At 66.7% G+C, this 19,887-nt stretch carries 13 protein-coding genes; 6 read left to right on the plus strand and 7 right to left on the minus strand.

Annotation, left to right across the window (positions count from 1 at the left end; genetic code table 11):
- The first annotated feature begins 80 nt into the window (after nucleotides 1–80).
- From AB4Z10_RS00445 to AB4Z10_RS00460, 4 genes are all read left to right on the plus strand, one after another.
- Nucleotides 81–1,238 carry an amidohydrolase gene (locus AB4Z10_RS00445; RefSeq protein WP_441468394.1) on the plus strand — a complete coding sequence of 386 codons (1,158 nt, stop codon included), beginning with the start codon at nucleotides 81–83 and terminating at the stop codon, nucleotides 1,236–1,238.
- A complete protein-coding gene (locus tag AB4Z10_RS00450) occupies nucleotides 1,235–2,530 on the plus strand; it encodes an MFS transporter (protein WP_441468395.1) in 1,296 nt (431 codons plus the stop codon). The genes AB4Z10_RS00445 and AB4Z10_RS00450 overlap by 4 nt, the downstream gene beginning before the upstream one ends.
- Nucleotides 2,531–2,540: 10 nt before the next feature.
- Nucleotides 2,541–2,969: a MarR family winged helix-turn-helix transcriptional regulator gene (locus AB4Z10_RS00455; RefSeq protein ID WP_441468396.1), complete on the plus strand. Its 429-nt coding sequence runs from the start codon at nucleotides 2,541–2,543 to the stop codon at nucleotides 2,967–2,969.
- 78 nt (nucleotides 2,970–3,047) lie between these two features.
- Nucleotides 3,048–3,941: an alpha/beta fold hydrolase gene (locus AB4Z10_RS00460; RefSeq protein WP_441468397.1), complete on the plus strand. Its 894-nt coding sequence runs from the start codon at nucleotides 3,048–3,050 to the stop codon at nucleotides 3,939–3,941.
- A gap of 2 nt (nucleotides 3,942–3,943) precedes the next feature.
- Here AB4Z10_RS00460 and AB4Z10_RS00465 read toward each other — a convergent pair whose 3' ends face one another.
- From AB4Z10_RS00465 to AB4Z10_RS00485, 5 genes are all read right to left on the minus strand, one after another.
- Entirely contained in the window at nucleotides 3,944–4,717 is a 774-nt protein-coding gene (locus tag AB4Z10_RS00465; protein WP_441468398.1) for a hypothetical protein, read from the minus strand.
- Between the two features lie 9 nt (nucleotides 4,718–4,726).
- Complete coding sequence (locus AB4Z10_RS00470; RefSeq protein ID WP_441468399.1) at nucleotides 4,727–7,081, minus strand: OmpA family protein; 2,355 nt, start codon at nucleotides 7,079–7,081, stop codon at nucleotides 4,727–4,729.
- Between the two features lie 271 nt (nucleotides 7,082–7,352).
- The gene (locus tag AB4Z10_RS00475) at nucleotides 7,353–8,741 is read right to left on the minus strand and encodes a porin (protein WP_441468400.1); all 1,389 of its coding nucleotides are present in this window, start codon (nucleotides 8,739–8,741) and stop codon (nucleotides 7,353–7,355) included.
- 405 nt (nucleotides 8,742–9,146) lie between these two features.
- Nucleotides 9,147–13,448: a translocation/assembly module TamB domain-containing protein gene (locus tag AB4Z10_RS00480; protein ID WP_441468401.1), complete on the minus strand. Its 4,302-nt coding sequence runs from the start codon at nucleotides 13,446–13,448 to the stop codon at nucleotides 9,147–9,149.
- Nucleotides 13,449–13,588: 140 nt separating this feature from the next.
- Entirely contained in the window at nucleotides 13,589–15,601 is a 2,013-nt protein-coding gene (locus AB4Z10_RS00485) for an autotransporter assembly complex protein TamA (RefSeq protein WP_441468402.1), read from the minus strand.
- Between the two features lie 267 nt (nucleotides 15,602–15,868).
- On the opposite strand from AB4Z10_RS00485, the gene AB4Z10_RS00490 reads away from it, so the two are divergent.
- The gene (locus AB4Z10_RS00490; protein WP_441468403.1) at nucleotides 15,869–17,137 is read left to right on the plus strand and encodes a GGDEF domain-containing protein; all 1,269 of its coding nucleotides are present in this window, start codon (nucleotides 15,869–15,871) and stop codon (nucleotides 17,135–17,137) included.
- Nucleotides 17,138–17,189: 52 nt separating this feature from the next.
- Here the strand turns inward: AB4Z10_RS00490 and AB4Z10_RS00495 are convergent, their stop codons facing one another.
- Nucleotides 17,190–17,945: a hypothetical protein gene (locus AB4Z10_RS00495; protein WP_441468404.1), complete on the minus strand. Its 756-nt coding sequence runs from the start codon at nucleotides 17,943–17,945 to the stop codon at nucleotides 17,190–17,192.
- A 131-nt stretch (nucleotides 17,946–18,076) separates the two neighbouring features.
- Here AB4Z10_RS00495 and AB4Z10_RS00500 point away from each other — a divergent pair, with 131 nt between their 5' ends.
- On the plus strand, nucleotides 18,077–18,601 hold the full coding sequence (locus tag AB4Z10_RS00500) for a DUF4142 domain-containing protein (RefSeq protein WP_441468405.1): 525 nt from the start codon (nucleotides 18,077–18,079) through the stop codon (nucleotides 18,599–18,601).
- A gap of 18 nt (nucleotides 18,602–18,619) precedes the next feature.
- On the opposite strand, the gene AB4Z10_RS00505 is transcribed toward AB4Z10_RS00500, so the two are convergent.
- Entirely contained in the window at nucleotides 18,620–19,885 is a 1,266-nt protein-coding gene (locus AB4Z10_RS00505) for an alkyl sulfatase dimerization domain-containing protein (RefSeq protein ID WP_441468406.1), read from the minus strand.
- Between the last annotated feature and the right edge of the window lie 2 nt (nucleotides 19,886–19,887).

Below are 19,887 nucleotides of genomic sequence, written 5' to 3' on the forward strand. Positions count from 1 at the left end.
CCGGCACGGCAATGATATTATCTGAACGTTGCAATATTTGAAACTTTCAAATACCCATTGCCTTCAGCGGAGGAACTTCGATGCTGCAGGACATTGCCGATTTCGCGCCGACGCTTCAGGCTTGGCGCCGCGACCTTCACGCCCATCCCGAGATCGCCTTCCAGGAGTTCCGGACATCGGACTTCGTCGCACAGACGCTCTCCTCCTTCGGCGTCGAGGTTCATCGCGGACTGGGCGGCACCGGCCTCGTCGGCGTCATCAAGGGCGCGGCGGAGGGGCCGACCATCGGACTGCGCGCCGACATGGACGCRCTGCCGATGGGTGAGGAGACGGGGCTCGACTATCGCTCGAGCACGGAAGGCCAATTCCATGGCTGCGGCCATGACGGACATACGGTGATGCTGCTGGCGGCCGCGCGTCACATTGCGGCCAATCCTCCCAAGCGCGGCAAGGTGCATCTGATCTTCCAGCCGGCCGAAGAGATCGGCCAGGGCGCCGAGCGCATGATCGCCGACGGGCTGTTCGAGCGTTTCCCCTGCTCGGAAGTCTACGCGCTGCACACCATCCCGCTCTATGAGGAAGGCACGGCCGCAGTCCGCCCCGGCCCGACGCTGAGCGGAACGACGGTCTTCGAGATCCGGATCGACGGCGTCGGCGGTCATGGCGCGGCGCCCCATACCACGGTCGATCCGCTCCAGGTCGCGGCGCGGCTCGCGAACGAGATCTCCTCGATCGTCGGGCGCCATGTCGACCCAATGGAGCCCGCCGTCATCAGCCTGGGCCGTCTCTGCGCTGGCACCGCGGCCAACATCATCCCGGCCTCGGCCGAACTCAGCGGCACGATCCGCACCTATGACCCGGCGACGGAGGCGCGGATCGTCGAGAAGCTCGACGCGGTCTGCCGCGGTTTCGCGGAGATGTCGGGCTGCACGATCACCTGCACGAAGAAGGCGAGCTGTCCGCCCTGCCTCAACGACCCACGCGCGGCAGCCACCGCGGCTGCGGCCGCCGGAGTTGTTCTCCGCGAGGCGAAGGTTAGAACCGACCTGAAGCCCCTGCCCTTCTCCGACGACTTCGCGCTGATGCTGCGTCAGTGGCCCGGCGCCTACATCTTTCTCGGCCAGCCCGGCGCGATGTGCCACCACCCGACCTTCGATTTCGACGACCGCCTGCTCCCGATCGGCGCCAGCATCCTGTGCCGGATCGTCGAGCGTCAGACGCAAGGAACCAGCGCATGACCGCCGCGGCTATCCAAGCCGGACAAGCGCGCTCCCCCGCAATGGTCCGCCGCGCCGTGATCTCCTCGGTGATCGGCAACGGCCTCGAATGGTATGACTTCCTCGTCTACGGCTTCTTCGCCACCATCATCTCGCAGGTCTTCTTCCCGAGCTCGGACCCGCTTGTCTCGGCGCTGTTGACGGCAGCGACCTTCGCGATCTCCTTCCTGGTGCGGCCGATCGGCGGCGTGCTGCTCTCGACCTATGCCGATCGCTTCGGCCGCAAGCCGATCCTGACGGTGATGATCCTGATCATGGGGTTCTCGACCGTGCTGATCGGCCTGACGCCGAGCTATGCGACGATCGGCATCCTCGCGCCGATCTTCGTCATCATCGCCCGCATCCTGCAGGGGATCTCGGTTGGCGCCGAATTCGCCTCGGCCACGGCGATGCTGGTCGAATACGCTCCGCCCGGCCGCAAGATGACCTATGGCAGCTTCCAGATGTGCTCGCAGGCGCTAGCGCTCGCGCTCGCGGCCTTCTCCGGCTACGCGCTGGCGACCCTGCTCACGCCGGAGGCGCTGCAAGGCTGGGGCTGGCGCATTCCCTTCCTGCTGGGATCGCTGATCACGCCGCTCGGCTTCTATATCCGCCGCTTCGTCGACGAATCTCCCGAATACGAGAGGCAGGGCGGCAGCAACGCCGGCCGCACGCCGTTCCACGCCGTGCTGGCCGAGCATCGCAACGCCCTGCTGCGCTGCTTCGGCCTCATGATCCCCGGCACCGCTTCGAATTATGTCTGGTTCATCTTCCTGCCCGGCTATGTCGTGCGGCAGCTGAAGCTGCCCTTCACCAGCGCGATGCTGAGCTCGCTCATCGGCGGCATCCTGCTGTTCATCTTCGTGCCGATCATGGGCTATCTCGCCGACCGCTGGAGCCCGCGCCGCATCTGGCTTCTGGGCATGCTCAGCTTCTCGCTGCTCTCCTATCCTCTGCTGGCCTATGTCGTGGCGGAGCCGAGCTTCGAGCGGCTGCTGCTGGTCCAGGCGATCTGCGCGCTCCCGATCGCCGCGATCTGGGCGCCCACCCCGGGCCTGCTCGCCGGCATGTTCCCGACGGATGTCCGCTCGACGGGGATGTCGGTCGCCTACAACGTGGTCGTGCTGTTGTTTGGCGGGCTGGCGCCCTTCACGCTGACCTGGTTGGTGGCGAAGACCGGCTCGGACCTGATGCCGGCGCACTATCTGCTGGCCTGCGCAGCGCTCTCGCTGATTGCGCTCACGCTGGCGGGCCGGCAGAGCAAGAAGCGCTGACGAGCTGACGATGCCACCGCGCGACACCTTCCTGACCTTCCGGCTGGATCAGTTGAGCCAGACCGCGATGGCGAAGGCGTCGCAGGTCTACAAGGGGCAGCTCGGCCTCAACATCCGCGAGCTGCGTGTGATCCGCGCCATCGGGGACGCGCCGGGGCTGTCGTCCCGCGCACTCTCGGAAGCGACCTTCATCGAGCAGACGCTGATCTCCAAGCATCTTCGCAAGCTGGTGGACGAAGGCCATGTCCACCGCCAGCTCGAAAGCGCCGATGCCCGAAAGGTCTCCCTCCATCTCACGCCGAAGGGCGAAGCCATCAGGCGGGAGGCGGACAGGCTCGGCGAAGAGATGGAGCACGATTTCCTGTCCGTACTGACGCCGGAAGAACTCGATGTCTTCAACCGATGCCTCGCCAAACTGCGGCGTTGGGGAGCGGCCTGACGGCCAGCCGTGAAACCCGGCTTCCACCCCTGCCATCGGCGTGGTTAGGTGCCTCCAGCCCTCCGCCTCGAGTCCCTTATGACCACGGATACCGCCTTCACCTCCCGCTTCGTCAGCGCCCGCGACGGGTTGAAGCTGCATTTGCGCGACTATGGCCCGCTCGAAGCGACCGCGCTGCCTGTCGTCTGCCTGCCGGGCTTCGCGCGCACGGCGGCCGATTTCCACGAGCTGGCATTGGCTCTCGCGCAGGACGAAACCAAGCCGCGGCGCGTGCTCGCCCTCGACTATCGCGGCCGCGGGCTCTCGGACTACGACCGCAACTGGAAGAACTACGATATCCGCATCGAACTCGACGACGTGATGCAGGTCCTGGTCGCGATGGGCATCGATGAGGCGATCTTCATCGGCACCTCGCGCGGTGGGCTTCTGACGATGGCGCTGGCGGCGGCACGTCCGGCCGTTATTCGCGGCGCTGTCCTCAACGATGTCGGCCCGGTGATCGACGCGCGCGGCCTGCTGCGCATCCGCGGCTATGTCGGCAAGCTGCCGGTGCCGCGCAGCTTCTCGGAAGGCGCCGAGATCCTGAAGCGGCTCTCCGATCAGCACTTCCCGGCGCTCAGCGAGGCTGAATGGGAGATCATGGCCCGCCGCACCTGGACGGATCGCGACGGCCCGCTCAAGCCAGACTACGATACCAGGCTCATGAAGGTTTTGGAGGAGCTCGATCTCGAAACGCCGCTGCCGGTACTCTGGACCTATTTCGACGGGCTCAAAGCGGTGCCGCTGCTGGCGATCCGCGGCGCGAACTCCGATCTGCTGGCCGAGAAGACCCTGCAGGACATGGCCGAGCGCCATCCCGATTGCGAGGTCTACAGCGTGCCCGGACAAGGCCATGCCCCGCTGCTGGGCTCGAAGGACATGGCCCGGCGCATCGGCAAGCTGATCGCGCGGGCCGAGCGCCGAGCAGCCTGAATTCAGGGTTTCGGCGGCTCCGCCTTGGCTTCGCCAGAAATATCCGCGACGTTGCTCTGCCCGAACGATCCGTCGTCGCGCGACGTCTCCACCTGTCCGGCCTTGGCGCGAGCGGCAAACTCGGTATCCGCCCCCGTTGCCAGCACCTTCGCCTGGCCAACCCAGTCTTCACGCTCGATGCGACCGGGAAAGGCCAGGTAGCTGCCGACCCATTCGATATTGTCGGGCGTCCAGGCCGCGATCTGCTCGAAATGCCAGATGCCGAGACCGTGCAAGCGGCCTTCGTTCTGCCGGCCGACGCCCTTGATCAGCTTCAGATCGTCCGCTTTGCCGCCGCGAGCCGCTCCCCGACCGGTGGGCCGCCGGCCGGGCAGATCCGCTTCGTTCTCGACTGGCGGAAGCGCATCGGTGGGTACCTCCCGAGCCGTTTTTGACGGATTTTCCACCGGCGCAGCAATTGTGAACGGCTGCGCTCTGCGCGCGGGAGCCCCAACTGCACTCACAGCTGCCGACCTGGGGAGCAAACTGGCGCAGACGCAGCCCGCCCAGTACGCAGCAATGAACAGCAGAGCGGTCTCCACCCATGTCGCGACGGCACCGTTGAGCCATTGGAACCAGGCCAAGGCTGCACCGACGGCCCAGAGCACGGCGACAACGGTCCAGGCGCCGTTCCACAGCCGGACCTTACCGCCAGCATGGCTGATCCAGCCCATGGCGAGGCCCAGGCCAAAGGCGGCGAGCAGGAACCAGACGAATTGGCTGGCGAGATAGAGCATGTCCGCCTCCTACTTCGCCACTGTGAACTGGACGCGGCGATTCATCGCCTTGGCTTCCGGCTTATCGTAGGGCGCGATCGGACGCGTGCTGCCATAGGCCTTGACCGTGAGCTTCCCCGGATCAATCCCGCGCCGCGCAAGCTCGTCGCGCACACGCAGAGCCCGCCGAAGCGACAGATCCATATTGTCGAAGCCGCGCCACTCGCCATCGCGATTGGCATGCCCCTCGATAGTGACCTGAGAGCCCGGGCACTTCTGGAGGATCGCCGTCGCCTCGCCGATCACCCGCTCGGTCGTCGCGTCGAGTTCTACGGCCGAGGTTCCTTGCCCGAACAGCACAGTATTGCGCGTGGTCAGGCCGTCGAGATCGTTCTGACAGCTTGCCGGCGGGTCGACGACGCAACCGGTCTGACGCAGGCTGATCACGGCATCGGCCTTGAAGCCCGGTGGCAGGCCAGAGGCGGCGCTGGTCTCGACCTCGCTCCTGATCAATTCGCGGCAGGTCAGTCCGCGGATGCTAACGAGATCATCTTCGACAGAAGCGGAGCCGAGATCCAGCCGGAGCAGATCGGTGAGGACAACCCGCGCCGCAGCACCGAAACCGGCCGGTGCCCCCGGCACGACGACCGCCCCATCATCGAGCCGATCCTTCAGCGGGGAATCGGCAACGAGCGAACGGAGAGCAGCACGCGTCATTTCGTCAGGAAGAAAACCGGTCAGGCGCAGGCCGGTACGATCCGCCGACAACCCCAGCCGATAAGGCCGAACCGCGACGCTGTCCGGCAGAGACTCCATGGTGAGCCCTGCCGGAGCACCTCGGGCAAGGAGATCGTGCAGCTCTCCGAGAGCCGCGGCGTCCGCAACCTCGCCGGCCACGACAAAGGCCTTGTCGTGGATCCTCACCGATCCCGCCTTCAGCTTCGACAGGACCTCAAGCGCGAAGGACAGCGACGCCGGGATGTCGAGTTCGGTGTGCAATACAGGCTCGACCCTCATGTGGTCGTCGAGCGCCGTTTCCCCGAACAGGCGCCGCGCCACGGCCGTTACATTGGCGCGCTCGGCTTCACTCGGCAGAACTCCGCCGAGAGAGACACGCCCGTCCGCGCGTCTTGCGTTCCATTCGAGCTGCACCGGAGTTGTCGCTGGCTGCACGCTTGTCGGATCAGCGACCGGAGCGGAAGGCGTCGCCGGTAGCGTGGCGGGCCCGGAATCGAGGGGTGCGGTGGAAGCAGAGGTGGGGTGAGCGGGTGCCGGAGCTGCCGGCAGCACATCCTTCAGGATCGGGCCCGGCACCTCGGGCGGCGGCACAACGACAGGGGCCGGCGGCGGCTCCGGAGGACAGTCGATCTCGACCCGCGCGACCGAATCGGGGCCGTCCAGCTGTGCGATCTGCAGGCGCAGTGCCTGGCAGGCCTCATAGTTGTCCGGTCCCTTGCCGGAGAGCGTATAGACATCCCCGCTGAGCTCGGCTCTGCCTTCCCGAAGCCGGGCAAGGTCCGCAGCGGCCCGCGCGATTTTCTCGAGGAACGCGGACGGCGCGCCGTCTCCTGGCTGCAGTTCATCGCGCAGCGCCACCGCCGCCCCGAAGGCACGCTGCACCGCCTGGAAGAGCTGCCTGTGAATCTCGTCGTTCGGATAGAATCCTCGCAGGACGAGCTCATTGTCGGCACGGTGCTCGGCGCTCCAGCGATAGGGTGTGACGGTCGGAGGCTCCAGATCGCACTTCACTGCCTGGAAGCCGGGCCGGGCCAACTGCACCATAGCGGCCTCGAGAGCGCGGAACGCATCGGGTGTCACGGCCTTCCCCTCGATGCAGAAGCGGCTGTCGTCGAGCGCGATCCGTCCGGAAGCCAGCTTCGGCAGTTCGGCGATCATCGCAGCGGTCATCGCCGCGAAGCCGTCCGGCGCGCCGAATGCGATAGTCTGACGATCGTCGATCCGCAGGCCGGGCAGTGCAGCGCCTGCTGCAACGAGATTGGCGGTCGCCGTCTCGATATCTGGGACGAAGCCGCCGAGCGTAACGCTATCCGAGAGCCGGCCCGCGAACCATGAATAGGGCTTCTGCGCAACGACCTGCGACAGACCGCCCAGCGCCCGGCGGACGCCGAATTCGGCGCGCAGATGCGCCATGGCGCGGGTGGCGCCGTCGGTCGACAGGACCTCCCCGGAAATCGTGACGTCTCGGCCCTCGACCTGTGCCACGATAGGACGGGCGCCCGGGGCTTGGCCGGCCTCTGCGGCAACGGCTCGCACCGCGCGCTCGCCGACATCCTGCTCGATGGCCGCGTCGAGCCCGACATTCCCGGCGCCCCAAAGCAGGACCAGTGGAATCAGACCCCAGAACCAGCGCGCCGGCTGCGACATGTCACGCCCCCCTTCACCTGCACTGGTCAATGCTCAGCCCCAGGCATCCGACAACCGCGACCGGTCCATTCTATCAATAATTTACCTGACGATCCGCAGGCTTTTGTTTCAACCGCGGGCTTGCACCGAACCGTCCAGGTCGCCGACGCGAACGGTGCCTCCCTCGGATCCGGCTGGACCGGGACCGCCCGTCAACCGCGGCGTTCTCAAGCCACCGGCAATAAAAAAGCCCCGGGTTTCCCCGGGGCTTCCGACTGAGATCGGAGACCGATCAGAAGTCGCGCTGGATGCGGAAGCGGCCAGCAACGGTGTCGTCGGACTTGATACCGAGCACGCCGCTGCGGACGTTGGCGTTGCTGACGACGCCGACCGGCGAATTGACGTCGAGATGCGAGTAGAGCACTTCGACACCGATATCCAGACCGGAGACCGGCGACCAGATCAGAGCGCCAGCGAGCAGGAACTCCTTCGGGTCCGCCGAACGAGCGAAGACACCGTTGAACGCAGTCGCGTTGACGTCGTTGTACTTGAACTTCAGCTCAGAGTACGACGCGCTGATCTCGGTGCGGATCGTCGGGGTGAAGAAGTGGCGGAACGCCGCAACAAGCGACCAGCCGGTCGAGTTGTTGATGTTGCCGGTGATCGGGTTGATCGAGGCATCGGCGAGCGTGAGGGAGCCAACGCGGCCGAGGCCGAGGCTGGCCGGGGACCAACCGAGGTAGCCGAGGGCGCCGTCAGCATAGGCAGCCTGCAGCCACAGAGCGTCGCCAGCGGCGAGCATCGGCAGGTTGATCTTCACGCCGCCCTGGATGGCCCAGACCATCTCATCGCCGTTGACCGCGGTGATATTGGTCGCGGTGGCGTAGCTACGCTGACCGACCATACCGGACAGCTGAGCGGAGCCCCAACCCTGATCGACGCGCAGCGAGGCGACGAGATCGGGGAAGTTCTGACCCTGAGCGGTAACGGCAATACCGCCAACGCCGGGGGTGAGCGGGTTGAAGATTGCGCCCGCGAGCTCGCGGCCCGAGGTGCCCGAGGTGCGGTCTTCAGCCGAGATCGTGGCCGAGAAGCCCGAACCGAAGGTCGCGGTGTAGGCCAACAGGTTGACGCGCGAGTCAGCCGTACGGATCGAAGCGAAGTTCAGGTCCGAAGCGTAGAAGTCGAAGAACGACTGAGCGCGACCAGCGGTGATCGGGCCGAACTGCACGAACGCCAGATCGACCAGCGAGCCGGTCGAGGTCGACGACGGGCCACGGACGAGGCCGGGGACGGTCGAACCAACGTTGAACGGGGTGACGGCGCCCTGGTTGTAGATGCCGGTGTTGTTGGTCAGCTCGTAGCGGATGAAGGTGCGCAGGGTGCCGTAGGCGGTCTGCGTGCGGACGTCGACGTTCAGACGACCACGGGCGCGGGTGCCGTAAGCATCCTGGAAGTCGCTGTAACGCGTGCCGATGGCGTACTCGGCGCGAACGCGGCCCGAGATGCGCAGGCAGGAGTCAGTGCCCGGGATGTAGAAGAAGCCAGCACCGTAGGCAGTGCAGACGCGAACGTACTCGACCGGAGCGGCCTTCCGCGAGGGAAGATCGGCGGCCTGAGCCCCGGCGACCGCGGCGATGCCGGCGGCGGAACCGAGGAGGAGGCTCTTAACGAGCTTCATTTGGTAACCTCCAAAAGAGTTTCGAGACCCTCGGGCTTCAGCCTGCCCCCCGCCCCAGACTTTCAGCCTGATCGCAGAACCTGCCTATTCCCGGTCTTTCGCCCGCGTCACCGACCTATTTCGGAGGCGAGGACGAAAAACAGCGACCGGGAACGTCCCGACGCATTTCCACCATACGAAACCGCCCTCGCCGATCAACCAGGATCAGCCGCCAAGGGCTGTGCATGGGATGCTTTGAAATCCGGTGTTGCAGACGAGCCACGCTTTGAGGCTCGAAATTTACGAACCATTAACCCCGCGGGCGCCGTCAGGCCGGTTTTGAACAGATCCAAAGGGGAATCATGAAGCTCCGGAGCCGCTCCGGCTACGAATCTTGGCGCATGCGATTCCCCCGGCGCCGGACGGTCAGTATTCCCACTCGGCGCCGATTCCGACGGCCGCGCTGCCGTCAGCTCCCGTTTCAGCCTGGAGCTTCAAGCGCTTCGTCACGTCGACGCCGACCGAGATCCCGCTGTCCTCGGGCTTCGCCCCGACCTTCACACCGACGGAGACGTTGTCGCTGATGTAGCGCGAGGCGCCGACGGTCGGGCCACCGGCGCCCATCTGGATATCGAGATTGTCGACGCCGAGCGACTTGCGCAGCCGCTCGAAGGTGTCATCCCCACCGCCGCCGGCGAACTGGGCAGCAGCCTGGGCGAGCTGGAGCGCCTGGAAGGGGGAGAGAGAGCCGGAGGCGCGGGCAAAGAGCAGCCGCGACAACACCTCATCCTGCGGCAGCTCGGGCTGCGAGGTGAAGGAGAAGCTCGGCTGGTCAGCCGGGCCGCTGACGGTGATCCTGGCCGTCACGTCGCCCGCGCTGGTCTCGGCGACGAAATCCAGCTCGGGAATCAACCCTCCTGCGAATGTGAGTCTGCCGCGGCTGAAGTCGAGGCGCTGCGTGAGCACGCTAAGGCGGCCGCGCCGCAATTCGAAGCCGCCATTGAGGACCGGCGCGGAAGATGTGCCGCCGACGCGGATCTCGCCGCCGAGTTCGGCATCGATGCCGCGCCCGCGGATGAAGACGCGGCTGGGAGCCGACACCGTCAGCGCAAGCGCCGCATCGAAAGCGGGACCTGCCCGCCCGCGGCCGCGCGCCTCCCGAGCCCGACGCTCTGCGGCGAGCCTGGCGGCGGCGGTCCCGCGTGCATTGATGTGCTTGATGCCATCGACCGGCCGAAGCGAAGCCGGCAACCGGTCGGGAACCGAGACCTCGAGCGATGCGATATCGATCCGCCCGCCGATCCGGGGGCGCTGCGCCAGCGGGCCGCTGATCTCGAGATCCATCCCTGCAACCGCGGTGACAAGCCCGCTGGAGACGAGCTGGGCGCGGTCGCCGCGGATGCGGATATTGCCCGGGAAGCCCGCAGCCGGGTCCACCTTGACCTGGCCGCTGGCCGAGATCGTGCCGCCATTGGGCGCACGCGCCGAAGCGCGTTCGATCGTCAGATTGTCGCCATTCGCCGCGACGCGGACCTCAATGTTGTTGAGCCGGATCCCCTGCAGCGCATCCGTAAAGCTGCCGTTCGACAAGGTGGCGTTGCCGCTGAGGCGCGGTGCGGACGCCGTGCCGCCGGCACGCATGTCCACGGCGACGCTGCCGGTCACACGTTGCCCGTTCACGGCCAGCATCGGATTGGCGAGCACGGCGTCGACGCGGCCTTGCGCGGCCAGATCGAGCGGTCCGGCCGCGTTCAGAGGCGCAGTCCCGCGCAATGTCAGGCTGGCGCCCCGGCCGGCATTCACCGTGGCGGAAACGCTGGTCGCATCGCCCTTGAAAGCCCCCTCACCCGTGATCTCGACCGGCGGCAAACCGGCCTGACGCGTCTCGGGCGTCACGAGCTGGGCGATCCTCAGCTTCCAGGGGCCGGCGAGATCGCCCGGCTTGCCCTTGACCTGCGCCTCGGCGTTCAGGGTGCCGGAGAGATTCAGATTGGGCGATGCGATGCGGGCGGCCGCGAGCGGCACGTCGCGGGCCGTGAAGCGCAGATCGAGCGCCTCGCCGGCCCGGCCATCGAGCGTCACCCTGCCCTTGTCGATCATCAGAGCGAGGTTGGCGATCTCGACGCCCGAGGCCGGGAAGCTCAGCGAAGCCGGGTTGGCGAGCGTAATCGCCCTGCCGTCGCGGCGGGCATCGAATGAGGCAATCTCCAGCTTCAACGGTTCGCCGGGCACCAGCCGGCCTGCGCCCTTCAGGGCAAAGCCGCGCGCATTCGCGCTCAGCGTGAAGACGCTGGCGTCGGATGCGCCTTTCGAGTCGAAGCGGATGGCACTGATCGTCTCGCCGGCGGCGACCGCGCGGTCGATGGCCACGGCCGCGTCGAGCATCGGCCGGCCATAGATGTCGCGGGCGCCGAGCTTGGCATCAAGCTTGTCGATGGAGACAGACGGCCCGACGAGACGCGAGCCGCGCGCCGTCAGGTCGACATCCTGTCGCCCATCTGGCGTAGCGAGGATGATGTCCGCATCGAGCTGGCCGCCCAGCTTGGCCAGCGCCAGCGCCGAAAGGTCGTCGAGATTGCGCGCGGCCAGCGTCAGCCGACCGGCGGCGCGGCTCGCCGGATCGAGCGTGAGACCGCCGTTCAGCCGGACCGAACCGATCGAAAGGTCGAGTGTCGAGAGGTTCCAACCGTCGTCGGGCTGGCGCGCGAGCTCGATCCGGCCGGTCGCCGGCTTGGCATCGACTTCACCGGTGAGCGCGACGCTGGCGTTCAGCGCTCCCTGCAGGTCCTTCACGACAGCATCGATCGTCAGGCGTGGGATCGGCCGGGCGAGAGCGGTCGCGTTTGCGACGGCGATCCGCGCGGTGGCATCGAGTCTGTTCTGCGGGCCGGTGATCTCGGCAGTGATGTCGCCGCGACCGGAGAGGCGCGGATCGGCGCGCTTGAGATCAGGCAGCGCAAGCGCCAGCTTCAAGCTGGATTGCTGCCGACCGAGCGAACCATCGGCGGTGAAGGCGGCATGCTGCCCGGCCACACGCAGGCCGTTCACCGTGTAGTCGCCAGCGAGCGCATTGACGCGCCCGGCAAGGGTGAGATTGCCCGCCAGCAACCGGTCCACGACGGCGGCGCCGGTGGCGAGACGCTCGGCCTTGCCGTCGAGCGTGGCGGTGTAGTTGTTGAGGCGCGGCGTCGCGTCGAGATCGGCGGTGACCTCCGCCCTCCCCCCGAGTGGACGCCCGGCAAGTCCGCTGAACCGCGAAAGATCAGGCAGGACGGCCTTGAGTTTGCCGAGCACGCGCGCCTGGCCGAGCTTACCCTTGTAATCCAGCTCGACGCCGGAGAGGGCCAGCTTCAACGTCTCGAAATCGGCGGTGCCATCGTCCTGCGCGGTGCCGCGCAGCGTGAAGGCGACTTTGTCGCCCACCGCCCGCGCCAGCGCCTTGTCGGTCAGCGCGATCCCGCTGGCTTCGCCGTCGGAGGTCAGCGCGATACGGGTGCCCGGCTCGCCGATGGTGCCGGTCGGCGTCGCGTTGAAGGTCAGCCCGACCTTGCCGAACCGGCCGGCCGGCATGTTGGCGTCCTGCGCATCCAGGGTCGCGACCACGGTCGGGCCGGCGACAGGACCGCGGATCGTCGCGTCGAAAGCCAGTTTGCCGATCTCGGCGCCGGAGGCGACAGTCCGGCCATCTGCATTTGGGCGCGACGCGGCGCTGACGCGGATATCGAGCGTCTTGTCGGCGTTGTAGCGGCCGAGCACGTCCAGCCGCGCGAGCGCGGAGACCAAGGCGAGACTACGGATGTCGACGCCGCCGTCGTCCCGGAAGCCGACCGCGCCGTCGAGGCGGGTCGAACCGGCAAAGACGGGAGCAACCGGCGCAGGCATCAGTCCTTCGATGCGCGCATCGAGCGCAAGCGCGAGTTGGCGCTCGATACCGGCCCGGTTGAGCGTCGCCGAGCCCTCCGCGCCAATCGTCGGCCCCGCGGTGAAGGTCAGGTTCGAACGGAAGGAATCGAGTGGCCCGTCGCCGTTGAGATCGAGCTTGACCGGCGGCTCGCCCGGCAGGCCCGCGACCTTCGAGATCAATCCACCGGCCGGCTCGTCGAGCTTGGCAGCGAGCTGGAGGCGCGTCGTCTGCGGGACGAAGGCGAGATTGACGTTGAAGGTGCCGCCCATGTCGAGGCGGCGCGCCTCGAATTTGAGGTCGAGCCCTTCGCTCGGTGGGCCCAGCGATGCCGAGCCGGTCGCGCCGAGGCGCGCGGCGGCACCGAGAACCGGCTCGCCCAAAGCCAGTTCGTTGAGCTGGAAGGCGCGCAGGATCACCTTCAGCGGCAGCTCCGGCAGGATCGGCTCGTTGCTCGGCGCAGCACCGGCCGGTTGCCGGGCGGGCCTGCGCAGGAGTTCCAGCTTGCCGATCTCGAGGCGGTCGACATCGAGGCGGCGCAGCAGCAAGGCGCTGCGGGTCCAGATCAGGCGGACACGATCGAGACGCAGCCAGACGCCGTCACGGTCGGAGAGAACGATGTCGCGAATCTCGACATCGGAGGAAAGCGCGCCATTGACCTCGCCGATCGAGACCTGGCTGGTGTCGCTGGAAAGCGCCTTGGAAATGAGATCGGCGACGATGCCGCGGTCGCTCTGGGCATTCTGCGCGAGACCGCCGAAATGGGCGGAGACGAGAAAGCCCGCCGTAAGGAGGGCGAAAAGCCCCGCCACCCTGCGAGCCCTCATCCTGAGGAGCCGCGAAGCGGTTTCTCGAAGATTGGCCCAGGAGGTTCCCGAGCCCGCGGGAGTGCCCTTCGAGACGCGCCTAGCGACGCTCCTCAGGACGAGGGCTTTCATATCGGCGAGGTGGGTCAGGAGCCGGCGCATCAGAAGGCCTGCCCGATGCTGACATAGAGCGCGACCGGCTTGTCGCCCTTGCGCGGATTGAGCGGCGCGGCGACATCGACGCGGATCGGGCCGATGCCGGTGTAATAGCGCAGGCCCAGGCCTGCGGCCATCTGCAACGGCTGCTTCCCGTCCGGGAAGGTCGACTCGTAAGCCGTTCCGGCATCGAAGAAGGGCACGATGCCGATCGTATCGGTGAGCTTGATGCGCGCCTCGGCCGAAAACTCGAACAGGCTCCGCCCGCCGACGACCTGGTTCAGCGGCCCCAAGGGCGCGATGCTGCGATAAGCGTAACCGCGCACGGAGCCGCCGCCGCCGGCATAGAAGAGCCGTGTTGCCGGAATTTCGTTGAGGCTCGCGCCCGCGACCGAGCCGAAGCCGATGCGGCCGGCCAGGACATAGCGGGCATCTTCGTCGAGCGCGTAGTACGCGGAGACGGCCGCCTTGGTCTGGTAGATGCCGACGGTCGAGCCGAGGAAGGCCGGATAGGCGGCAAAGGATGCAGCCGCCCGGAAGCCGCGGGTCGGATCGAGCGGGCTGTCGGTCGAATCGTATTTCACCGAGAGCGGGATGCCGACCAGCGTATATGTCACCTGGCCGAGCACGTCGCTGGTCTGGCCGCGTTCCACTTCGAGGCCGGCCTGGACCGAGAAGGTGTCGCTGAAGCGACGCATGATCGCGGTGGTGACATTGGCGTAGCGCGCCGTGTAGCCGCCATAGCGGCTGGTGCCGACGCGCTCGCGCGTCGCGAAGCCATCGAGCAGCCAATCATAGCGGCTGCCGCCCAATGCCGGCTTGAGGAAACTGAAGCCGAAGCGCCCGCCGATATCGGATTCCTCGAAATCCCCGAAGCTCCTGATCTTGGTGCCGTCAATGCGCGGCACCAGGAAGATGCTGCCTTCGAGCCGCAGCCGCTCGGCCCCGCCGAACAGATTGCGGTGCTCCCAATAGGTCTTCACCGTCGGGCCATCGATGGTCGAATAGCGGGCCGAGAACCCGAACAGGCGCTTCGGCCGCTCGGTGATGTCGACGAAGATCGGCAAGTTGCCGGCACGGTCCAGCTTGTCGCCCTCGCGAATGCGGACGGAACCGACAGCGGGAATCTTCGCGATCGAGCGGCGCGTGTCGGCCAGCGCCTTGGGCGAATAGGGATCGCCGGGCTCGAGATAGATGAAGGATCGCACGACCGCGGGCGGAATCTCGTCGGTCTGACCGACCGTGATGTCGCCGAAGCCGGCCAGAGGGCCGGGATCGAGGACGTAGGTGACGTCCATGATGCCGGTGGCATGATCGACGACCGGCCTGAGTTCGACCATTTTGGCGAGCGGGCGCGACTGAGCACGCATATAGTCGACCAACGCCGCCTGTGCGCCACGCAGCGCAGCCGAGGTCGCGGGCTCGCCCTCCTTCAGCTTCGAGACCTTGAGCGGGTTTGCGATCGCGGGCGGGCCGGGCTCGTCGCGCTCGACCACGTCGATCTTGCGCAGGCCAAAGACCTTGCCGGGCCGGACCCTGATGGTGATCGGCACCGCATCGCGATTGCGATGCGCCTCCAGCGCCCGGATCAACGTCGCGTTCGGCTCCACCCCGAGCGTCAGCGAAACGCCGTCGACGACCATGGCGACGTCGGCATTGAAATAGCCCTGCGACCAGAGCGCGTCGACGAGCGGGTTGAAATCGGCGGCCATGCGGCGCGCCAGCGTCTCGCCATCGGGCGGCGCATCCTGGCGCAGCCGATACAGCAGCGAAGCGTCCTGCAGGGTACGCGTCAGCGTCTTGGCATTTTCGGCGTCGCCGAGATCGAAGTCGAGCTTGTAGGGCAGGCTCGACGCGCTCGCTGCCGGCGGCTCGTCCTTCTTGGTGAAGAGGCCGAACACGTCCAGCGACGAAAGGTCGAAAGCCCGGGCGGATTCAGCCTGCAGGCCCAGCAGTGTGGCAAACGCACAGCCGCCGCTCAGCGCGACAGCATGCCCTGCCCTACGCCACAACCGCATCCACCCTCCAAGCCACGCCGCCACACAATCGAAACCGTCTCCGATACCCGCCGTCATCATAAGGCGGGAGCGAGCATGCGCAATGCTCAAGGATCTGTAATCCTTCGGACTGCCCGCCGGATTCGAAAGAGCCTGTCGTGAAAAGCCTAAGCATTGGTTTTCAAGAGCCCGAAGGTTAATAGCTGAAACTCACCACCGTTCCCGGGTGCGCTATCGGGCTGAACACCGTTGATCCCTCGTTAGAACGAACTGCGATAGACCCTCAGCATGCCCGGCACCATCCTGCTGTTCACGCAAGCCCTGATCTATTTCGGCGTCATGGCCGCGCTGTTCCGGCTGCGCCACCTGATGGGGCTCGGCGCCTTCCTATGCGCGCTCGGCGTGATGCACTTTCTGGAGACCTATCTCGCCGCGGTCTTCTTCATAGAGCTGCCCTTCGGCCTGCTCTCGCCGGGTTCGACCGTGCTGTTCTCGGGCAAGCTCGCAATCATCCTGCTCTTCTACATCCGGGAAGACGCCGAGACGGTGCGGCAGCCGATCTACGGACTGCTGATCGGCAATTTCCTGATGGTCGCGCTGGTGGCGACCCTGCGGCTCTATGGCCCGCCGGTCACGCTGCCCGGCTACAATCCGGACCTCGTCCTGATCGACCAGATGGGCGCGCTGATGGTCTGGGGCACGACGCTGCTCTTCATCGATTCCATCGCGCTGATCCTGCTCTATGAGAGGCTGCGCCTGCTGCTGCCGCGATCGCTGGTGCTGCGCTCCTGCCTGAGCCTGGCCATCATCCTGACCTTCGATCAGGTCGGCTTCTTCATTGGACTGCATATGGTGACCGGCACGCCGCTCGGCGCGCTGTTCGGCGGCTGGGTGGCCAAGATGGGCGCCGCCGCGACCTATGCCATGCTGATGGGCCTCTATCTCAACCTGTTCGAACGCCGGACGCCGGAACTCGCGCCGCAGCCGCTTTCGGACATCTTCCACAAGCTGACCTACCGGCACAAATACGAGGAACTGCTCGGCAAGAGCGGCCGCGACGCCCTGACCGGTGCCCTGACCCGGGAGCGCTTCGAGACGCTCGGCCAGACCATTCTGGCGCGCAGCATCGCGGCACAACGGCCCGTCAGCCTCGCGATCCTCGATGTCGATCATTTCAAGAGCATCAATGACCGCTACGGCCATGTCGTCGGCGACGAGGTGCTCCGGCGCGTCGTGGACTGCCTGCGCGGGGAAATCCGCGGCGACGATCTCATCTTCCGCTATGGCGGCGAGGAATTCGTCGTGCTTTGCGAGAACATGTCGCATCCTGCGGCCCTGGCTTCCGCCGAGCGGATGAGGGTCGCCGTCCACCGCACCCTGGCCCAGGAATTTGCGGCGGCCCCGACGATCAGCATCGGCGTAGCCACCTTCCCCGACGATGCCAAGGATATTCGCGGCCTCGTCGCCCATGCCGATGTGCATCTCTACGAAGCCAAGCGGCAGGGGCGTGACCGCGTCGTCGGCAACGAGACGGCGCCGCTGGTGCAGGAGGCCTAGCGCCTGCCGAAGAGAATGCGGCGGCCGCCTGCGCGCCCGCCGCTCTCGTTTCTTACCGGAGCGTCAGAGAAACAGTCGCCAGCGGCGAGAGCTTCGTCACGACCTCGCCCTTGCCGGGCGAGAGCACGCCGCCGCAGAGGCTGCCGGTGGTGATGATCTGCCCCGCGCGCAGGCTGCCGAGGTTGTCCTGCTGGCGATTGGCCCAGGCCAGGAAGGGCACCATCGGATCGCCATTGCCGTGGACGGCGGGCTGATCATAGATCATCACGCCGTTGAGCGAGATGAAGCAGCCCAGACCGGTGAGGTCATCGAGCGTCTTGATGTCGACCTCCGGGCCGAGGACGTAGCCGCCATGGCCCATCGCGTCGGCGAGCCAGAGCGGGAAGGCGACCTTGCCATGCCAGTTGGCGAGGCGGCTCTCGACGATCTCGATGCCGAGATAGGCCTTGTCGCAGCAGGCGAGCAGCTCGGCCCGCGAATAGGGTTGGGCCGGACGGAAAGGCACGTCGCGCGCTAGCCGGAGCGCAAGTTCGATCTCGACGCGCAGCTCGGCCCCGATCGCGCCCTCATAGACATCGCCAGCTGCGAGGTAGGGGCCGGGCATCAGGCCGGCGACCGGCGTGCCGTCCTCGGCGATGCCGACCTTCCAGCCGGCTTCCGGCAGGTTGAGTGCCCCGCCGACTGCCGCCTGCGTCACATGACCATCAGCAAGCGTCTCAGGAATCGGCAGACTCGCCGTCTCGATCAGGGAGCGCTCGCGGCGGGCCCTTATGAGCGCATCGCGCACAGTCTCGACAGTGGTCGGCATGGAGTTCCCTCAGCGTCCGGCAGGGCAAAGCGCCTTTGCCCTGCTAGCGCAGCGCCCGGAATGGGACAAGGCGCGCGGCCGTGAGGCACCCATGCGATGGAACCTGCGGCCTTCTTCCCGGTTGCCGAAACATGATTTCGAAGCATCACCGTTTTCCGGGGGCGTCGGTGCTCGGCCTGGCCGCGCTGGCCCTGCTCTCGACCGGAGCCGTTCGTGCCCAGGAGGCAATTCCCGCGCAGGACTTCGTCACGCAAACAGCGGTCGCCAACATGTTCGGCGTGGAGTCGGCGACGCTCGCCCTGCACAAGAGCAGTTCCCCGGCGATCAAGGATTTCGCCCATCGCCTCGCGGATGACCAGGCGGCGGCGACCAGCAGCCTGCGTCGCATCATCGCCAAGCGCTCCGACATCGCCCTGCCCGACCGTCCGGACGGCAAGCATCTCGACCTGCTGCGCGATCTCGCCGATAGGCAGGGCGCCGATTTCGACAGGGCCTATGTCGATGCCCAGCGCAGCGCGCACCACGAATCGACCGTCTTGATGGAACGCTATGCCGGCGAGGGTACCGACCCCGAACTCAAGAGTTTCGCCGCCCAGACGCTGCCGGTGTTCCGCGAGCTCGAACGGAAGGCGAGAGAACTCCCGGCTGCGCCATAGAACGGCCCGGCCTGGCCCTCAGGCCTTCGACCGCCGGGCGGCCTCGCGCTCGTAGACTGCCAGGAAGGCCTTTCCCATCAAGGAGCTTTCCGTCCCGATCAGCGTCCGCAGCACGTCGGCCCGGATCGCCTGAATCGGATCGTCGTCCGGCACGGCGGCGCCAGCGAGTTCGGCGAGTTCGACGGCCAGCCGTGCCTGCCCCTGCCCGGCGAGAGCAAGAGCCCGCTCGGCCAATTTGTCCGCACCGCCGGCGAGCCCGGCCAGCTCCGATGCCAGCTCTGTGGTTCGAGCCGGTTTGAGATGCGCCGCATTGATATCGAACCAGCCCGCATAGAGGTGATAGATGCCACGGACGAGGAACTCCGGGTCGTCGTATTTCGCGAGGAGATAGGGCTTCGCGAGATACGCCTCCGGTACTTTGACCCCGTGCAGGATCTCGTCGAGCGTCGCGCCCCGGTTCAGCAGCGCGAGCGTCTCACGCACGAGATGCTCGAGTGCCTCCGCACCATCGCGGAGCATCTGCCCTGCCCGCTCCGCGCCGAAGACCACCGGCCCGTGCCCGGGGATCAGGACAACCGGCGCGAGCAGCTCCATCCGTCGCAAGGCAGAGGCCCATTCGGCGGCATAACGCTGGACCTTTCGCGGATTGCCGGCATTGGGGAATACCCAGATCACAAAGTCGCCACTCGCCAAAACCCGGCGCTCGGGCAACCAGACGAAGGTGGCGTCGTCCGTCTCGCCCCGGCCATGGAAGAGCTCGATCCGCTCTCCGCCGATCGCCAGCAACAGCCTGTCGTCATAGACCTCGTCCGGCCGCCGCTGGCCGATCGGATAGACATAGCCCGGCTTGTCGAATTGCTGGCCCTGGACGAGGCTGTTGAAGCCGTGGGTGTCCTCGTAGCGCTGCATGCGCCGCGCGACATTGCGGTGAGCGACGATCCGCGGGCGCGGAAGCCCGCGCCTGTCGGCCTCCTCGTCGATGACGGTGATGCCGCTGGTATGGTCGATATGGCCATGGGTGAAGATGACGGTGTGGATGGGGGAGTCGTCCCAGGAGCGCACGATATCGAGCGTCTGCTGCGCCGTCTCCGGCTTCGCAGTGTCGATCAGCACCAGCCCCTCGCTGGTCCGCATCGCTGTCACGCTGCCGCAGAAATAGGTCGTATGGACCGTGATGATGTTCTCCGCGACATGAGTGATGGCGCCGTGCGAAACCGCTGCGGTCCATTTCTCCATCGCGGCGCTGCCATTCCAGAGCTGCTCGAACAGCGCGTCCTGATTCATTC

It is taken from the genome of Allobosea sp. RAF48 (genome assembly GCF_052114025.1).
GTDB lineage: Bacteria > Pseudomonadota > Alphaproteobacteria > Rhizobiales > Beijerinckiaceae > Allobosea.

Bases quoted from the DNA above. Each gene is read 5' to 3' on its own strand.
- AB4Z10_RS00480 (WP_441468401.1), bottom strand. From the start codon at position 13,448: ATGAGGGCTCGCAGGGTGGCGGGGCTTTTCGCCCTCCTTACGGCGGGC.
- AB4Z10_RS00450 (WP_441468395.1), top strand. From the start codon at position 1,235: ATGACCGCCGCGGCTATCCAAGCCGGACAAGCGCGCTCCCCCGCAATG.
- AB4Z10_RS00500 (WP_441468405.1), top strand. From the start codon at position 18,077: ATGATTTCGAAGCATCACCGTTTTCCGGGGGCGTCGGTGCTCGGCCTG.
- AB4Z10_RS00465 (WP_441468398.1), bottom strand. From the start codon at position 4,717: ATGCTCTATCTCGCCAGCCAATTCGTCTGGTTCCTGCTCGCCGCCTTT.
- AB4Z10_RS00490 (WP_441468403.1), top strand. From the start codon at position 15,869: ATGCCCGGCACCATCCTGCTGTTCACGCAAGCCCTGATCTATTTCGGC.
- AB4Z10_RS00455 (WP_441468396.1), top strand. From the start codon at position 2,541: ATGCCACCGCGCGACACCTTCCTGACCTTCCGGCTGGATCAGTTGAGC.
- AB4Z10_RS00485 (WP_441468402.1), bottom strand. From the start codon at position 15,601: ATGCGGTTGTGGCGTAGGGCAGGGCATGCTGTCGCGCTGAGCGGCGGC.
- AB4Z10_RS00460 (WP_441468397.1), top strand. From the start codon at position 3,048: ATGACCACGGATACCGCCTTCACCTCCCGCTTCGTCAGCGCCCGCGAC.
- AB4Z10_RS00475 (WP_441468400.1), bottom strand. From the start codon at position 8,741: ATGAAGCTCGTTAAGAGCCTCCTCCTCGGTTCCGCCGCCGGCATCGCC.
- AB4Z10_RS00470 (WP_441468399.1), bottom strand. From the start codon at position 7,081: ATGTCGCAGCCGGCGCGCTGGTTCTGGGGTCTGATTCCACTGGTCCTG.
- AB4Z10_RS00505 (WP_441468406.1), bottom strand. From the start codon at position 19,885: ATGAATCAGGACGCGCTGTTCGAGCAGCTCTGGAATGGCAGCGCCGCG.
- AB4Z10_RS00495 (WP_441468404.1), bottom strand. From the start codon at position 17,945: ATGCCGACCACTGTCGAGACTGTGCGCGATGCGCTCATAAGGGCCCGC.